The organism is Streptomyces sp. SLBN-8D4 (assembly GCF_049739545.1).
In the GTDB taxonomy this organism is placed as follows: Bacteria; Actinomycetota; Actinomycetes; order Streptomycetales; family Streptomycetaceae; genus Streptomyces; species Streptomyces canus_C.
This window is the reverse complement of the sequence record NZ_JBMGQC010000001.1, coordinates 5,095,146-5,109,634: the sequence shown is the minus strand read 5'-3', so window position 1 is coordinate 5,109,634 and position 14,489 is coordinate 5,095,146. Positions and strand designations below refer to the sequence as shown.

At 70.2% G+C, this 14,489-nt stretch carries 17 protein-coding genes and 1 tRNA gene; 15 read left to right on the top strand and 3 right to left on the bottom strand.

Annotated elements, in window-relative coordinates; all coding sequences use genetic code 11:
- The first annotated feature begins 63 nt into the window (after positions 1-63).
- From RKD20_RS23080 to RKD20_RS23070, 3 genes are all read left to right on the top strand, one after another.
- Positions 64-810, top strand: a complete 747-nt coding sequence (locus RKD20_RS23080) for a siderophore-interacting protein (protein ID WP_424879375.1) — start codon at positions 64-66, stop codon at positions 808-810.
- Between the two features lie 33 nt (positions 811-843).
- Positions 844-1,440 carry an HhH-GPD-type base excision DNA repair protein gene (locus RKD20_RS23075; protein ID WP_424879374.1) on the top strand — a complete coding sequence of 199 codons (597 nt, stop codon included), beginning with the start codon at positions 844-846 and terminating at the stop codon, positions 1,438-1,440.
- A 113-nt stretch (positions 1,441-1,553) separates the two neighbouring features.
- The gene (locus RKD20_RS23070; protein ID WP_424879373.1) at positions 1,554-1,889 is read left to right on the top strand and encodes a hypothetical protein; all 336 of its coding nucleotides are present in this window, start codon (positions 1,554-1,556) and stop codon (positions 1,887-1,889) included.
- Positions 1,890-2,085: 196 nt separating this feature from the next.
- Here the strand turns inward: RKD20_RS23070 and RKD20_RS23065 are convergent, their stop codons facing one another.
- Positions 2,086-3,639, bottom strand: a complete 1,554-nt coding sequence (locus RKD20_RS23065) for a helicase HerA-like domain-containing protein (protein WP_424883296.1) — start codon at positions 3,637-3,639, stop codon at positions 2,086-2,088.
- 170 nt (positions 3,640-3,809) lie between these two features.
- Between RKD20_RS23065 and RKD20_RS23060 the strand changes: the two genes are divergently transcribed.
- Together RKD20_RS23060 and RKD20_RS23055 are read left to right on the top strand one after the other, a co-directional pair.
- On the top strand, positions 3,810-4,106 hold the full coding sequence (locus RKD20_RS23060; RefSeq protein WP_003999914.1) for a type II toxin-antitoxin system VapB family antitoxin: 297 nt from the start codon (positions 3,810-3,812) through the stop codon (positions 4,104-4,106).
- 99 nt (positions 4,107-4,205) lie between these two features.
- On the top strand, positions 4,206-4,850 hold the full coding sequence (locus tag RKD20_RS23055; RefSeq protein ID WP_424879372.1) for a LytR C-terminal domain-containing protein: 645 nt from the start codon (positions 4,206-4,208) through the stop codon (positions 4,848-4,850).
- Between the two features lie 463 nt (positions 4,851-5,313).
- On the opposite strand, the gene upp is transcribed toward RKD20_RS23055, so the two are convergent.
- A complete protein-coding gene (upp, locus tag RKD20_RS23050; protein ID WP_031061692.1) occupies positions 5,314-5,949 on the bottom strand; it encodes a uracil phosphoribosyltransferase in 636 nt (211 codons plus the stop codon).
- Between the two features lie 96 nt (positions 5,950-6,045).
- On the opposite strand from upp, the gene RKD20_RS23045 reads away from it, so the two are divergent.
- The 8 genes from RKD20_RS23045 (at position 6,046) to RKD20_RS23010 (ending at position 10,513) form a co-directional block, all read left to right on the top strand.
- A complete protein-coding gene (locus RKD20_RS23045) occupies positions 6,046-6,252 on the top strand; it encodes a hypothetical protein (RefSeq protein ID WP_381335921.1) in 207 nt (68 codons plus the stop codon).
- 291 nt (positions 6,253-6,543) lie between these two features.
- Positions 6,544-7,086, top strand: coding sequence for a hypothetical protein (locus tag RKD20_RS23040; protein ID WP_424883295.1), 543 nt, complete (start codon positions 6,544-6,546; stop codon positions 7,084-7,086).
- 59 nt (positions 7,087-7,145) lie between these two features.
- Entirely contained in the window at positions 7,146-7,571 is a 426-nt protein-coding gene (gene tadA, locus RKD20_RS23035; protein WP_424879371.1) for a tRNA adenosine(34) deaminase TadA, read from the top strand.
- Between the two features lie 45 nt (positions 7,572-7,616).
- Positions 7,617-7,701, top strand: a tRNA-Ser gene (locus RKD20_RS23030).
- Between the two features lie 107 nt (positions 7,702-7,808).
- Complete coding sequence (locus RKD20_RS23025; protein WP_020124971.1) at positions 7,809-7,985, top strand: hypothetical protein; 177 nt, start codon at positions 7,809-7,811, stop codon at positions 7,983-7,985.
- A gap of 12 nt (positions 7,986-7,997) precedes the next feature.
- Positions 7,998-8,291: a Dabb family protein gene (locus tag RKD20_RS23020; RefSeq protein WP_020124970.1), complete on the top strand. Its 294-nt coding sequence runs from the start codon at positions 7,998-8,000 to the stop codon at positions 8,289-8,291.
- 170 nt (positions 8,292-8,461) lie between these two features.
- Positions 8,462-9,292: an RNA polymerase sigma factor SigF gene (locus tag RKD20_RS23015; protein ID WP_424883294.1), complete on the top strand. Its 831-nt coding sequence runs from the start codon at positions 8,462-8,464 to the stop codon at positions 9,290-9,292.
- A gap of 327 nt (positions 9,293-9,619) precedes the next feature.
- Positions 9,620-10,513, top strand: coding sequence for an RNA polymerase sigma factor SigF (locus RKD20_RS23010; RefSeq protein ID WP_020124968.1), 894 nt, complete (start codon positions 9,620-9,622; stop codon positions 10,511-10,513).
- 471 nt (positions 10,514-10,984) lie between these two features.
- On the opposite strand, the gene RKD20_RS23005 is transcribed toward RKD20_RS23010, so the two are convergent.
- Complete coding sequence (locus RKD20_RS23005) at positions 10,985-11,188, bottom strand: hypothetical protein (protein ID WP_020117517.1); 204 nt, start codon at positions 11,186-11,188, stop codon at positions 10,985-10,987.
- Positions 11,189-11,383: 195 nt separating this feature from the next.
- On the opposite strand from RKD20_RS23005, the gene RKD20_RS23000 reads away from it, so the two are divergent.
- The gene (locus RKD20_RS23000; protein WP_424879370.1) at positions 11,384-11,914 is read left to right on the top strand and encodes a MarR family winged helix-turn-helix transcriptional regulator; all 531 of its coding nucleotides are present in this window, start codon (positions 11,384-11,386) and stop codon (positions 11,912-11,914) included.
- 13 nt (positions 11,915-11,927) lie between these two features.
- Positions 11,928-14,477: an MFS transporter gene (locus RKD20_RS22995; protein WP_424879369.1), complete on the top strand. Its 2,550-nt coding sequence runs from the start codon at positions 11,928-11,930 to the stop codon at positions 14,475-14,477.
- Positions 14,478-14,489: the final 12 nt, after the last annotated feature.

Sequence of the window (14,489 nt, the reverse complement as noted above, 5' to 3'; positions counted from 1 at the left end):
CCTTCCCTTAAGTTAGGCTTACCTAAGTAATCTCGATGATCCTACGCGAAGGGCGACAAGGCCATGGGGCAGGGGCACGGCTGGGAGGGAGCGGTCCTGCGACTGCTGCGCGCGAAGGACTTCGTGTTCACGGTGACCGGCGCCGAGGACGTCACCGACGCGTACCGGCGGGTGCGTCTCACCGACGGCGGGATGCTGGCGGTCACCGGCGTCCATCCCACGATGTGGGTGCGCCTGTGGTTCGCCGCCGCGGGCAAGCCGCACCAGCGCGCCTACACCCTGGTCGACCCGGACCCCGAGGCGGGCACCTTCACCCTGGAGTTCGCGCTGCACGACGGAATCGCCAGCGACTGGGCCCGCGCCGCGAAGCCCGGCGACACCGTCGAGGCCACCGTCCACGGCACCGGCTTCGACCGCCCGGACCCCGAGCCCACCCATGTGTTCGCCTTCGGCGACCCGGCCTCCCTGCCCGCCCTCAACTCCCTCCTCGACGCCCTGGACTCCTCCCCCGCGACCGTCTGGTTCGAGGGCGGCGACGAGGGCCTCCCCTTCCGCACCGACCCGTCCCGCCACGAGGTCCGCCGGGTGCTCCGGCTCGACTCCGGGGCGCACCTGGTCGACCAGGTGAAGGCGGACCTGCCCGCCCTGCTGCGGAGCCAACCGGACGCGTACGTCTGGATCGCCTGCGACACGGCGACGACCAGGACCCTGTCGTCGTACGTCCGCAAGGAGCTCGGCGTGCCGAAGGAGCGGGTGCAGGCGCTCGGCTACTGGCGGGACCAGCCCGTCGGCTCCCGCGGCTCCCGGTAGAGGCACGCTGCCGGCGGGGGCATCATCGGGGACATGGACGTCACCCTGCACCTCGCCCAGGACCCCGAGGCCGACGAACTCCTCGGCCGCTCACCGCTCGCCGCGCTGGTCGGGATGCTGCTGGACCAGCAGGTCCCGATGGAGTGGGCGTTCAAGGGTCCCCGCACCATCGCGGACCGTCTCGGCGCGAGCGACCTCGACGCGCACGACATCGCCGCGCAGGACCCGGAGGCCTTCGTCGCCCTGCTCTCCGAGAAGCCGGCCGTGCACCGCTATCCGGGCTCGATGGCCAAGCGGATCCAGCAGCTGTGCCAGTACCTCGTCGAGCACTACGACGGTGAGGCCGAGCTGGTCTGGAAGGGCGTGGACGACGGCCGCGAGCTCCTGCGCCGCCTGGAGGAACTGCCGGGCTTCGGCAAGCAGAAGGCGCAGATCTTCCTGGCGCTGCTGGGCAAGCAGCTCGGGGTCCGGCCGCAGGGCTGGCAGGAGGCCGCGGGCGCCTACGGCGAGCCGAAGTCCTTCCGGTCCGTCGCCGACATCACCGGTCCCGAGTCGCTGACCAAGGTCCGCGCGCACAAGCAGGAGATGAAGGCGGCGGCGAAGGCGGCCAAGGCGGCCGGAAAGTCCTAGTCAGCCGGGTGGCCCGCCCCACACCCCCTCGGCCGTCGCCACGCCTGCTGCAGCCGGGTGAATTGCGGGGCCGAAGTGATGACGCGCGCGTGCCGGTGGGGGAGACGACGTGTGTGAGTTCCGTACGACGTGCCCCGTGCAGCCGTGACTGGCTGCGGGTGCTCGTGCTGCTGCTCGCGTTGCTGGTTTCCGGCGCACATGTGCAGGCGCACCCGATGCCACCCGTCCCGGCCGGGGAGCTCGTCGAGTACGACGTCCTCGACACGGCCCTGCGGCCACCGGCTCGGACCGTCCACCGGATGGCCGTACCTCCGCGCCCTGCTCCGCGCCTTGCTCCGCGACCGGAGACGGATCCCGGCCTGCCGGCAGGCCGTCGTCCCGCCCTCTCGGCGTCCCCGCGACCGCCGAAGGCACTGCCCGCCCTGCGCTCCGTGGTCCTGCGCTGCTGACAGAGCCCGCTCCCCCAGGCCTGCTCAGCCGTCACGACTCACGCGAGGAACACCGTCATGCCCGTCGACCCGTACGCGGTCCTGCGCGCCCTGCTGCGCGCGGAGGCCGCACGCAGTGCGCCGAAACCGCGGAGCACGAACAAGCAGCCCCCGCCGAGAGAGGAGAAGCGCGGCTGATCCTCCGGAGGAGGCGGCGCTACCGCCTCCTCCGGGCCGTACCGAAGACCGAGCGGGTGATCTCCCGCCCGATCTGCGTGCCCAGCGACCGCGCGAGCGACTTGAACATGCCGCTGCCGACGACCTGTTCGACAACGGAGGGCTCCTCCTCGTGCGACCGTGGCGGGGCCTTCATCTCGTCCGGGCCCTTCGCGCCACGGGAGTCACCGCGGGAGTCGAGCTTCTCGTACGCCGACTCCCTGTCCACAGCGTGTGCGTAACGCCCGTACAGCGAGGAGGACCGGACCGCCGAGTCCAGCGCACCGGTGTCGACGGGCCCCATCAGGGACTCGGGAGCACGCAGGCGGGTCGCGGCGACGGGCGTGGGAGCCCCCTTCTCGCTCAGCACGGTCACCACGGCCTCCCCCGTCCCCAGGCCGGTGAGCAGTTCCTCCAGGTCGTACGCGGAGTCGGGGAAGGTCTTCACGGTCGCCTTCAACGCCTTCTGGTCGTCCGGCGTGAAGGCCCGCAGCGCGTGCTGGACCCGGTTGCCGAGCTGGGCGAGCACGTCGGCGGGTACGTCCTTCGCGGTCTGCGTGACGAAGAAGACGCCGACCCCTTTCGAGCGAATCAGCCGGACGGTCTGCGTGAGGGAGTCGAGGAACGCCTTCGAGGCCCCGTTGAAGAGCAGATGCGCCTCGTCGAAGAAGAAGACGAGCTTCGGCCGGTCGACGTCCCCGACCTCCGGCAGATCGTGGAAGAGATCGGCGAGCAGCCACATCAGGAAGGTCGAGAACAGCCGCGGCCGGTCCCGTACGGCGGCCAGTTCCAGGACGGACACCAGTCCGCGCCCGTCGTCCGCGGTCCGCAGCAGTTCGGCGGTGTCGAACTCCGGCTCACCGAAGAAGTCGGCCATGCCCTCCGCCTCGAAGGCGGTGAGGGAGCGCAGGATGACTCCCGCCGTGGCCGTGCTCAGCCCGCCGATGTCCTTCAGTTCGCCTTTGCCCTCGTCGGAGGTGAGAAAGGCGACGACGGCCCGCAGGTCCTTGAGGTCGACCAGTTCCAGGCCCTTCTGGTCGGCGTAGTGGAAGATCAGGCCGAGGGACTGCTCCTGGGTCCGGTTGAGCTGGAGCACCTTGGACAGGAGGAGCGGCCCGAAGCTGGTGACGGTGGCCCGGACGGGGATGCCGTGTCCGATGCCGCCGAGGGCGTAGAACTCCGCGGGAAAGCCGGTGGCCTCCCACTGCTGGTGCACCTCCGCGGCCCTGGCCTGCAGCTTCTCGTTCCGCGCACCCGGTGCGGAGATCCCCGACACATCGCCCTTGATGTCGGCGAGGAAGACGGGCACCCCCTGCGCCGACAACTGCTCGGCGATGAGCTGGAGCGTCTTGGTCTTGCCGGTGCCGGTGGCGCCGGCGACGAGCCCGTGCCGGTTGAGCATCGGCAGGGGGATCCTGACCTGCGCGTCCGGGAGGCAGACGCCGTCCCACAGCAGCGCGCCGAGATCGAGCGCGGGCCCGCCGAAGGCGTAGCCGGCGGCGATCTCCAGGGCCTCCTGGGGCAGCGCGGCGGAGCCGGACTGTGCCTCCGGCATGGACCGGTCGGCGGTTGCCGCGGCGGCCCCTGTCACGCCCTTCGGCGGGGTCTTTCGCTCGTTCATACCAAACCCCTGCTCCCGGTTAGCCCCTTTTCGCGGCTTTTTTCAAGCGTCGCACTCGGTCGCCATGGCTGCGCCCGGAAGGTCTTGACCGGTAGGCTTTCCGTGTGATCTTCAAGCGCATCGGAAACGGCCGGCCGTACCCCGACCACGGCCGGGAAAGCACCCGGCAGTGGGCGGACGTCGCACCGCGCCCGGTCCGCCTCGATCAGCTGGTGACGACCAAGGGCCAACTCGACCTGGAGACCCTGCTCGCCGAGGACTCGACGTTCTACGGCGACCTGTTCGCGCACGTCGTGAAATGGCAGGGCGACCTGTACCTGGAGGACGGCCTCCACCGCGCGGTGCGGGCGGCGCTCCAGCAGCGACAGGTGCTGCACGCGCGCGTGCTCGAGCTGGACTGAGTGACCGCGCTGTAAAGGTTTGACCCTTTCGGGTTCTCCTGCGCGGCGGCCAATGATCATCTAGTAGGCATTGCCGCCCGGGCGCACTACGCTGCGCCCATGAGCATGCTGACGCCTCCCGGCATGGGCGGTAAGTACCGGATCACGGGCGACAAGTACCCCCGGATGCGTCGGCCCCGGCGGCGCGGCAGGCTCGCGGTCGGCGTGGTGGCCTCCGTCGCCGCGCTGAGCCTCGTCGGCTGGGGCACGCTCCAGCTCATCGACGTGTTCACGGGCGGTGGTGACCAGGCCTCCGCGGCCGGCTCCAAGACGAACTGCCCGACGAAGGCCGGCGCGTCCCCCTCCGTCTCCGCGGCCCCTCTCCCCAAGCCGGGCCAGATCACCGTCAACGTCCTCAACGCCACGGCGCGCGGCGGGCTCGCCAAGAAGACGGCGGACGAGCTGAAGAAGCGGGGCTTCAAGATCGGCGACGTGGGCAACGCGACGGCGACCTACGACAAGAAGGTCAAGGGCACGGCGATACTGCTGGGCCCCTCGTCCGCCCTCAAGACCTCCCTCCCGGTCCTGAGCACGCAGCTCACCTCCGCGGAGACCCGCACGGACACCCGCAAGGGCACCGAGCTCGACCTGATCATCGGCACCGGCTTCAAGAGCCTGACCCCCAAGACAGCAGCCGACAAGGCACTGACCACGCTGAACGCACCGGCGCCTACGTCCACGGGGCCGAAGAAGCACTGCGGGTAGCTGCGCTGGGCTTGGGCGGGGCGCCTATGGGGGTGCCGGGTCCTGTTGTGGGGCGGGTGCGGGTGCGTTGTGGCTGGTCGCGCAGTTCCCCGCGCCCCTAGGTAAGTGCAGTCACGCCGGCCCGGACGGGACCGTACGCCACCTCGCGCGCCACCACCGGCCGTCCGACACCTTCCCCCGCCGGGACCGCGCGCCCCGACGGGCCGTTGGCCGCGTACGGCGGGCAGGGGACGGGGTGGGGGGTGTCCGCCCGCAGCGGCCGGCGTCCGTTACCGGGCACATCTCAAACCACAGCAACCGCCGGACCGAGGACGGATACCCCCCACCCCGGCCCCAAACCGCACCGCACGCGCTACACCCGCCCCCACCGGGGCCGCGCAGGCCGCCGCAGGCATCCAGGGGCGCGGGGAGCTGCGCAAAAACGCCCGCCCCCACCCAACCCGCAACAGGCTGACGACGGCTACTACTCCGCCGCCCCGTAAAGCCGATCGCCCGCGTCCCCCAGCCCCGGGACGATGTAACCGTGCTCGTTGAGGTGGTCGTCGACCGCAGCCGTGACCACCGTCACCGGCGTACCCGCCAGCTCGCGCTCCATGATCTCCACACCCTCCGGCGCGGCCAGCAGCACCACCGCCGTCACATCGTCCGCACCGCGCTTGATCAGCTCACGGATCGCCGCCACCAGCGTGCCACCGGTCGCGAGCATCGGGTCGAGGACGTACACCTGGCGCCCCGAGAGATCCTCCGGCATCCGCGCCGCGTACGTCGTGGCCTGGAGCGTCTCCTCGTTGCGGATCATGCCGAGGAACCCCACCTCGGCGGTCGGCAGCAGACGGACCATGCCGTCCAGCATGCCGAGCCCGGCCCGCAGGATCGGCACCACCAGGGGGCGCGGGTAGGAGAGCTTCACGCCGGTCGTGGCGGCGACCGGGGTGCGGATGTCGACCGCCTCGGTCCGCACGTCGCGGGTGGCCTCGTAGGCGAGCAGGGTGACCAGCTCGTCGGCGAGGCGGCGGAAGGTCGCGGAGTCGGTGCGCTGGTCGCGCAACGCGGTGAGCTTGTGGGCGACCAGAGGGTGGTCGACGACGTGGAGACGCATGTCCACAACAGTAGCCGGGACCTTCGAACCCCTCGCGCTGGCGTCAAACCGCCCGACGGGGGGAACGTGGGAGGGACGGACTGGGGTGATGAACCGATGCCTGACCTGCCTGAGCACAAGCCGTCGCACGACCTGTCGCACGAACCGCCGTCACAGGAGACCGACGCCGAACGCCGTCGCCGTCGTGCGCAGTTCCTGCGCGATCTCGCGGAGGCCCGGGAACTGCGCGACCGGGTGCAGCCGCGCCGCGCGAAGGTGGCCCGGCTGCGGCACGCGATGCGCATGCGGACCTTCCGCTGGTAACGAAGATCACGTGACCCGAACCGCCTTGAACAGGTGGCCGTGCGTGGGCCCTTGGGAAAGCCGCGTACGATCCCGCTCGTGGCGGCGACGAGTGCGCCGGTGAGTCCTTCACGTACGTGCCGACGCACGTGCGATCAAAACCACCGGACACAGGGTGCCGAAGACGCCCCCTGAACGCCTTGTTTCTGCCACGATTCCGAGTGGGTGGGGCTCGGAGCCGAGCTCTCCCCACCCGAACCTCCGCCGGGGGGACCCCCAACCGGCACACCTATGACCAGTGGGAGAGTCACGGTGTACTTCGCCGCACTGCTCGCGCGCACCGAAGACGGGTGGGAAGCGAGCGACACAGAGCTCCTCGACAATGTGGAGACGCTGTCGGATCTGGCCGACCTCGCCCGGGAAGCCGCGGCCGAGGACGACACGGTGCTCGTGCTGATCGAGCAGGAGGACGCCTGGTTCGGCGTCGTCCGCATCGACGGCGAGGAAGACCCTCGTATCTACGTCTCGGACGCCGCCGCGGCCGCCCGCAGCTCGTACGGCGAGATCCTGCTCACCGACGAACTGCTCGGGAGGGAGCCCGCCGACGACCCCGACCTCGACGCCCTCGACCTCGACGGCACCGAGGACGGTGAGGACGAGGATGAGGACGACGAGGACGTCACCGCCGAGGCGGTCGGCTCCGGAGAGGCCGTGCCGCACGGCCCGGTCGGCGACGCCCAGGTCCTCGACGACCTGGGCGTCAGCGAGAAGGAGCTGAAGGCCCTGTCGGGGGACGCCGTCACCGAGATCGCCGAGGCCCTGGGCGCCTCGGAGGTCCTGGAGACCGTCCGCTGACCGCGGGGACCGGGAACGAGGACGTCCCGGACCCGGTACGCGACCGCTGGCGGGCCGCGATGCGGCTCGCCCTGGACGAGGCCGGCCGGGCGGGCGCGGACGTGCCGGTGGGCGCCGTCGTACTGTCCCCGGACGGTACGACCGTGCTCGCGGCCGCCCACAACGAACGCGAGGCGGTCGGCGACCCGACCGCGCACGCGGAGATACTCGCGATCAGGCGGGCGGCGGCGGAGCTCGGCGAGTGGCGGCTGACCGGCTGCACGCTCGTGGTCACGCTGGAGCCCTGCACGATGTGCGCGGGCGCGATCGTGCAGTCCCGGGTGGACCGGGTCGTCTACGGCGCCCGGGACGAGAAGACGGGCGCGGCCGGCTCCCTGTGGGACGTCATCCGCGACCGGCGCCTCAACCACCGCCCCGAGGTGGTCGCGGGAGTCCTCGCGGACGAGTGCGCCAGGCTCCTCACGGGGTTCTTCAGAGACCGCTGAATACGGATTTCAAAGCACGCCCCACCTTGCTGTAAGGTCTCCCTCGGTAGCGTGTCCGAGCGGCCGAAGGAGCTCGCCTCGAAAGCGAGTGTGGCGCAAGTCACCGAGGGTTCAAATCCCTCCGCTACCGCTTGTGAAGGGCCCCGTCGACAGACGGGGCCCTTCTTGCGTACTGATCACCCCGGCTACACTCGCGCCCCAGTAGACACAGCAGTACCAGAAGCGGGGGAGGCCGCGATGGCGGTGAACGGAAAGAAGATCGCCGTCTATGTGCTCGTGGTCTTCGTGATGTACGTGATCATCACGGACCCGAAACAGGCTGCCGAGTACGTGCAGATAGGGTTCCAGGGCATATCGGACGCCGCCAAGGCCGTGGGCGACTTCTTCACATGGCTGGCCGACGGCGCGCACTAGCTGGGAGTTCAGATGATCCGCCACCTCGTCCTCTTCAAGCTCAACGAAGGTGTCGAGCGGGACGACCCGCGCGTCGTCGAGGGCGTCGAGGCCTTCCGCGCGCTGGACGGCAAGATCCCCGAGATCCGCTTCTGGGAGCTCGGCTGGAACCTCAGCGACCGCCCCATCGCCTACGACTTCGCCATCAACTCCGGGTTCGAGGACGTGACCGCGCTGCGCACGTACGTCGAGCACCCGGAGCACCAGGCGGGCGTGGCGCTGTGGAAGGAGTTCGCGACCTGGGTGATCGCGGACTACGCGTACTGAGCCCGAGTGCTCCGAAGCCTCCTGCCGGGAACGGCGGGAGGCTTTTATGCGTCCTTCACCCCAGTTGCCCCTCAACACGGCGTAACCCAACGTTATACGGTGCTTGCACACAGTGCACATGTCTTGTGATGCTATGACCGCTTTTGACGGATGAGTTGACCAGCGAAGAGGTGGCGTTGACCGTGTCGGCCAGTACCGCGCCTCCCCAGGAGGCCCCCCAGGAGGCCGCCCCACGCAGTCGCGGCGCCGACACCCGGGCGCTCACCCAGGTGCTCTTCGGCCAGCTGAAGGAGCTCCAGCCGGGCACGCCGGAGCACAACCGGGTGCGGACGGCGCTCATCGAGGCCAACCTCCCGCTCGTGCGCTATGCGGCAGCCCGCTTCCGCTCCCGCAACGAGCCGATGGAGGACGTGATCCAGGTCGGCACCATCGGGCTCATCAACGCCATCGACCGCTTCGACCCGGACCGGGGCGTGCAGTTCCCGACCTTCGCGATGCCGACCGTGGTCGGCGAGATCAAGCGGTACTTCCGCGACAACGTCCGCACCGTCCACGTACCGCGCCGGCTGCACGAGCTGTGGGTGCAGGTCAACGGCGCCACGGAGGACCTGACCACCGCCTTCGGGCGCATCCCGACGACCGCCGAGATCGCCGAGCGGCTGCGCATCACCGAGGACGAGGTGCTGTCCTGCATCGAGGCCGGACGGTCGTACCACGCCACCTCGCTGGAGGCGGCCCAGGAGGGCGACGGACTGCCGGGACTGCTCGACCGGCTCGGCTACGAGGACCCGGCGCTGGACGGCGTGGAACACCGCGATCTGGTCCGCCATCTCCTGGTGCAACTTCCGGAACGGGAGCAGCGAATCCTGCTGCTGCGCTACTACAGCAATCTCACCCAGTCGCAAATCAGCGCGGAACTCGGCGTCTCACAGATGCACGTTTCGAGGCTACTCGCGCGTAGCTTCCAGCGGCTGCGATCCGCCAATCGGATCGACGCATAGTCTTCGGCGGATTGCCGATGCATAAGGGGCGCACGGTCGCACATTCCGGAACACCGCAGTTCGCAAGCGGGATCGAGAAGTAACCGGCGCGAGCGAATCGCTCACCGGCGCCGTTCCCGGCCCTTCTGGGCCTAAAAACCGTCAGACCCCCTTTATCCAGGGCGTATTCGGGTCTCACATGTCGACATGTCACTACAGCGTGTTGCCGACATGTGACATTCTGCGGGAAGCGCGTTTGCCGAGGCTTCGGCTCCGGTATTCAGGTGAAGGCTGACGTTCCACCACGGGGCGTTCGCCGCGACCGTCCCGCGACCCAAAGGGGGTGGCATGTCCGCAGAACAGGGCAGCTCGAAGGTGCTCACGCTCACGAAGAGCGAGGCCGAGCCCGCACTCGACGACGTCACGACTGTCGAGGCCGCGCCGGCCCCGGCGCTCCCGGCTCTCCCGGTGGTGTCCGGAGCCATCGACACCCGCACCCTGTCCCGCTCCCTCTTCCTGCGGCTTGCCGCACTCGACGAGAACAGCCCCGAGCGTGCGTACGTCCGGGACACCCTCATCGAGCTCAACCTCCCGCTCGTTCGCTACGCGGCAGCACGCTTCCGCTCCCGCAACGAGCCGATGGAGGACATCGTCCAGGTCGGCACCATCGGCCTGATCAAGGCGATCGACCGCTTCGACTGCGAACGCGGCGTGGAGTTCCCGACGTTCGCGATGCCGACGGTGGTCGGCGAGATCAAGCGGTTCTTCCGCGACACGTCGTGGTCGGTCCGCGTCCCGCGCCGCCTCCAGGAGCTGCGGCTGGCCCTCACCAAGGCCAGCGACGAGCTCTCCCAGAAGCTGGACCGCTCTCCGACGGTGGCCGAACTCGCCTCCGTGCTGGGCGTGTCCGAGGAGGACGTCGTCGACGGCCTCGCGGTCGGCAACGCGTACACCGCGTCCTCGCTGGACTCCCCGGCCCCGGAGGACGACGGCGGCGAAGGCTCCCTCGCGGACCGCCTCGGCTACGAGGACACGGCCCTGGAGGGCGTCGAGTACCGCGAGTCCCTGAAGCCGCTGCTGGCCAAACTCCCGCCCCGTGAGCGCCAGATCATCATGCTGCGCTTCTTCGCCAACATGACCCAGTCACAGATCGGCGAGGAGGTCGGCATCTCCCAGATGCACGTCTCCCGCCTCCTGACCCGCACACTGGCCCAGCTGCGGGAGGGCCTGATCTCGGACTGACCGCTGCGCTGGGCTCGGGCGGGGCGCCTATGGGGGTGCCGGGTCCTGTCGTGGGGCGGGTGCGGGTGCGTGGGGGCTGGTCGCGCAGTTCCCCGCGCCCCTGGGTGGGTGCAGTCGCGCGGGCCAGGATGGAACGTTCGCCACCTCACGCGCCACGACGGGTCGTTCGACACCTTCCCCCGCCACGACCGCGCGCCCCGATGGGCCGCTGGCCGCGTACGGCGGCAAGGGGACGGGGTGGGGGGTGTCCGCCCGCAGCGGCCGGCGTCCGTTACAGGGCACTGCTCAAGAAGCAGCTACCGCCGGACCGAGGACGGATACCCCCCCCCACCCCGGCCCCGACCCACCCACCGGACCGCACGCGCTACACAAGCCCCCACCGGGCCCGCGCAGGCGCCGCAGGCATCCAGGGGCGCGGGGAACTGCGCAAAAACGCCCGCCCCCACACACCCGCACCAGACCGCCGCGGAGTTACCCGAGCGCCAGCCAAGCCACCCCCGCCACGACCGCCACCGCGATCACCACGCCGATGATGAGGCCGATGCGCGGCCCGCCCGATGCGGCGGGTGCGGCCTGCTGCCGGCCGCCCTGCGGTCCCTCGTCGACGAACGCACGGAACATCTGAGTGCTGCCGGCGGGGTCGTAGTTGCCCTGGGGGCCCTGGTTGTCAGCCATGCCCCGAGACCCTAGCGAATCAGGGAGCCGGGCCCAAGTGCGGGGCGCACCCGGGCTTCAGCAGGTCCCACATGCCGGTTTACGTTCGCAATACTTGCCTTTGCCAACTTTTTATACCGCACCTACGCCGTTTTATTTGCCTGTAGCAACCAAGCACGCCTATGGTTGCCCTAAGCAACGAATACGGGAGGTGTGATGGCCGAGCAGGCGCGATACGAAGAGCTGATCCGCCAGTTCAGCGCCTTCGGAGCCGTGAAGAGGGAGATGGGACGGATGATGCCGTCCGAGTGCCCCTCCGGTTCCGCCGCCGTGCTGACCCTCCTCGGGCGCTACGGGGACATGCGCATGAGCAAGCTCTCCGAGCTGCTCGCCGTGGACATGTCGGTCACCAGCCGCCACGTGGCGCACGTCGCCGAGCGCGGCTGGATCGAGCGCTCCCCCGACCCGGCGGACAAGCGTTCCCGCATCCTGCGGCTGACGCCCGCCGGCCGGTCCCTCCTCGACCAGCTCTCCCGCCGGACCTGCCACATGCTCGCCGAGCGGATGGGCGACTGGAGCGACGACGAGGTGGCCCAGCTGACCACGCTGATGGCCCGCCTGCGGGCGAGCTTCGACGACACCCGCACCCACGACACCCACGGCCGCGAACCCCGCCGCCCCGAACCCCGGCCGCCCGCACCCCCCGTACTCGAACAGACCACCCGTACACCCGCGATCACCCAGTAAGAGAAGGAAGCCCATGGCAACGACCACACCAGCCGGTGTGCGGGCTCACGCCAAGCACGGGGGAGGCTCCGCGGAGTACGCCCCGATGACGCACCGGCAGATCATGGAGGCCATCTCCGGCCTGCTGCTCGGCATGTTCGTGGCGATCCTGTCGTCCACGATCGTCACCAACGCGCTCCCGCACATCATCAGCGACCTCGGCGGCGGCCAGTCCGCCTACACCTGGGTCGTCACCGCCGCCCTGCTGTCGATGACCGCGGCCACCCCCCTGTGGGGCAAGCTCGCCGACCTGTACAGCAAGAAGGCGCTCGTCCAGATAGCCCTGGTCATCTACGTCCTGGGCTCCGCGGCCGCCGGTCTCTCGCAGAACGCCGGCATGCTGATCGCCTGCCGAGTCGTCCAGGGCATCGGCGTCGGCGGTCTGTCCGCCCTGGCGCAGATCGTCATGGCCGCGATGATCTCCCCGCGTGAGCGCGGCCGTTACTCCGGCTACCTCGGCGCGACCTTCGCCGTCGCCACCGTAGGCGGCCCGCTGCTCGGCGGTGTCATCACCGACACCTCGTGGCTGGGCTGGCGCTGGTGCTTCTACGTCGGCGTCCCCTTCGCCGTCATCGCGCTGATCGTGCTGCAGAAGACCCTGCACCTGCCCGTCGTGAAGCGGGACGTGAAGGTCGACTGGGGCGGCGCGTTCTTCATCGCCGCCGCTGTCTCGCTGCTGCTCGTCTGGGTCACCTTCGCCGGTGACAAGTACGACTGGATCTCCTGGCAGACGTACGCGATGGTCGGCGGTTCGATCGTCCTCGGTCTGATCTTCGTGCTGGTCGAGTCCAAGGTGCGCGAGCCGATCATCCCGCTGCGGCTGTTCAAGAACCGCACGATCACCCTGGCCTCGCTGGCCTCGCTGTTCGTCGGTGTCGCGATGTTCACCGGCACGGTCTTCTTCAGCCAGTACTTCCAGCTGGCCCGCGACAAGTCCCCGACGATGTCGGGCGTCATGACGATCCCGATGATCGGCGGACTGTTCATCTCCTCCACCGTCTCCGGGCAGTTCATCACCCGCACCGGGCGCTGGAAGGCGTGGCTGGTCAGCGGTGGTGTGCTGGTGACGGCCGGTCTCGGTCTGCTGGGCACCATCCGGTACGACACGGCCTACTGGAAGATGTCGATCTTCATGGCCCTGCTGGGTCTCGGCATCGGCATGATGATGCAGAACCTGGTGCTGTGCACCCAGAACCAGGTCGACCCGAGCGACCTCGGTTCCGCCAGCTCGACGGTCACCTTCTTCCGTTCCCTCGGTGGTGCGGTCGGCGTCTCCGCGCTCGGCGCGGTCATGTCCCACCGGATCACGCACTACGTGTCGGACGGCATCGCCGCCCTCGACCCCAAGTACCAGGCCGCCCTGGCCGGTTCCGGCTCCTCCACCGACAGCATCCCGGACCTGGCCAAGCTCCCGGCCCCGGTGCGCACGCTCATGGAGAGCTCCTACGGCCACGGCATCGCCGACGTGTTCCTGATCGTCGGCGCCCTCGCGGCCGTCGCGTTCCTGATCACCCTGTTCATCAAGGAGGTTCCGTTGCGGACCAAGGGCGGGCTGGCACAGGCCGCGGCGGACGACTCGCCGGCCGAGGTGCCCGCGGCAACGACCGAGGCGCCCGCGGAAGCGGCCGAGGCTCCGGCCGCCGGGCACACCCCGAGCTGGGCCACGACCACCACCTCCGACACCGAGACCGCCCCCGAGGGCACGCAGCGGCTGTCCGCCGTGGCCACCCTCGCCCGTCCCGAGGAGTCCCCGGCCGGCTCCGGCGGCATCCCGGTCCGCGGCTTCGTGCGCGGCGCCGAGAGCGCGCCGGTCCCCCAGGCCGCGGTCACGCTGATCTCGCTCGCGGGACGGCAGCTGGGCCGCTCGGTCACGCAGGCCGACGGTTCCTACGCCGTCGAGGCGCCGAGCGTGGGGTCGTACGTCCTGATCGCCTCCGCGGACGGCTTCCAGCCGCAGGCGTCCACCGTCCTGGTGGGCGGCGAGCCGGTGGCCTACGACATCCTCCTGAGCGGCACCAGCGGGCTGAACGGGCTCGTGCGGTCCGCGCAGAACGGGGAGCCGGTCAAGGACGCGATGGTGATCGTCACCGATGTGCGCGGCGACCTGCTGGCCACCGGGACCACCGGTGAGCAGGGCGAGTTCGCCTTCGGCGAGCTGGTGCCGGGTGCGGTGACCGTCGCGGTCAACGCCGCCGGGTTCCGGCCGCGCGCCCTGCCCGTCGAGGTCGGCGGCACCGGCGTCACCCGGATCGAGGTCGACCTCGACTCGGGCGCCCATCTCCAGGGTGTCGTACGGGCGCCGCACGGTCCGCTGGCCGACGCGCGGGTCACCCTCGTGGACGCGGCCGGCAACGTGGTCGGCACCGCCACCACCGGGTCGGACGGGGCGTACGCCTTCACCGACCTGGACGGCGGCGAGTACACGGTCATCGCCACGGGCTACCCGCCGCAGGCGACGGCCCTGACGGTCAGCGGCCCCGCGGTCGACGGCCACGACATCGAACTCGCCCACCCCGGCGAGTAGTTCAACCGCTCC